This window comes from Streptomyces sp. NPDC007095 (genome assembly GCF_040634475.1).
GTDB lineage: Bacteria > Actinomycetota > Actinomycetes > Streptomycetales > Streptomycetaceae > Streptomyces.
The window spans coordinates 1-1,467 of record NZ_JBEYFS010000519.1 but is presented as its reverse complement, the minus strand read 5'-3'; the positions used below and the strand labels follow the sequence as shown (position 1 = coordinate 1,467).

Sequence of the window (1,467 nt, the reverse complement as noted above, 5' to 3'; positions counted from 1 at the left end):
CGCCGCCGCGTCATCGGCCTGCGCTTCCACGGTGTCCGGGGTCTGGCCACTGGAGCTTGCGACGCCTGTGTTGTCGAACAGAATGACCGGACGGTTCGCGGCCGGTCCGTCCGTCACCGCAGGATCCCAGTGATCCATGCCGCCACGGAAATGCTGCAGGAACACCAGCGGTGTGCCGGTCTCGGCGCCGAAGCGCCGGTAGGCGTACCGAATCCCGTTCGCCGTGACGAACCGCGTCGGAGCCGTCACATGGGAGAGAGGCGGTGTGAGTCGGTCGGGTCGTCGTCTTCGGCTCCTACTTCATCAGCCGCACGGGAGAACCCGCCTGGAACGCGGCGATGTCCTCGACGGAGTCCTGATAGAAAATCTCGTACAAGTCGCGGTTCACGTATCCGACGTGCCCGGTGAGCAGCGCGTTCGGCAGCGCCCGCAACGGGTGGTCCGCGGGTAGCGGCTCGGTGTCGTACACGTCGAGGGCGGCTGCTCGGATCGCGCCCTCACGCAGGACGTCGATCAGGGCGACCTCGTCGACGACCGGTCCGCGTGAGGTGTTGACCAGGACGGCCGATGGCTTCATCGACCGGAGTTCCGCCGCGCCGACCAGCCCGCGTGTTCGCTTGCTGAGCTGTACGTGGATCGAGAGCACATCGCTTTCGGTGAAGAGTCGCTCCTTCGTCACCGCCCGCACGCCGTGCTCGGCGGCGGTTTCGGGGGTCAGGTTCCGACTCCATGCGATGGTGTCCATTCCGAAGGCCTGTCCGATCCGTGCCACTCCGGAGCCGACGCGACCGAGGCCCAGAATGCCGAGAGTCCTGCCGTGCAGCCCCTCGCCGACCGATACCTGCCAGCCGCCGGCGCGCATCGACTCCGCCTCGACGACCAGGTTTCTCGTGGCACCGAGGATCAGCGCCCAGGTGTGCTCGATGGTGGCGTGGGACTCATAGCGGGTCCCGCACACCGTGATGCCGAGTCTGTGGGCGGCTGTAAGGTCGATGGCGGCGTTGGCCGGGCCGGTGCTGACCAGGAGCCGAAGGTCGGGCAGCCGCTCCAGGACCTCGGCCGGGAATCGCGTGCGCTCCCGCATGGCCACGAGCACGTCGAACCCGGCGAGGCTACGGACCACCTCGTCGGCATCGGCGAACGGCTCGGTGAAAACGACGACCTCGGCAACGAGCGCCCCCCAGTCGGCCAGGCTCGTCGCGACGTTCTGATAGTCGTCGAGGATCGCGATCTTCATGCGGGTGGCCATGTCGGCAACCTCCGTATTTCGTCGAGGTGATGCGCCTGTCTTCGCGGGGAGGCGACCCGGCGTGGCTCAGGCGAGCAGGCCCAGGGCGCTGTACCAAAGGGGTCCCGGGTTGAGCCGGTCACCGTGGAGCTTCGACATCTCCTCGAAGAACTCCAGCGGCTCCGGCTTGCCGGCCAGGAGCCGGATCGCGTCGCGCAGGTACTGCCGGGTCTCGTCCA

2 protein-coding genes are annotated in these 1,467 nt (G+C 67.8%); both read right to left on the bottom strand.

What is annotated here, in order from left to right:
* Positions 1 to 249: alpha/beta hydrolase (locus ABZ656_RS57900; protein ID WP_360280812.1), on the bottom strand; the 249-nt coding region annotated here is incomplete at its 3' end.
* Positions 250 to 295: 46 nt separating this feature from the next.
* Positions 296 to 1,249 (bottom strand): D-2-hydroxyacid dehydrogenase family protein, encoded by a 954-nt coding sequence (locus ABZ656_RS57895; protein WP_360280809.1) that lies wholly within the window; start codon positions 1,247 to 1,249, stop codon positions 296 to 298.
* Between the last annotated feature and the right edge of the window lie 218 nt (positions 1,250 to 1,467).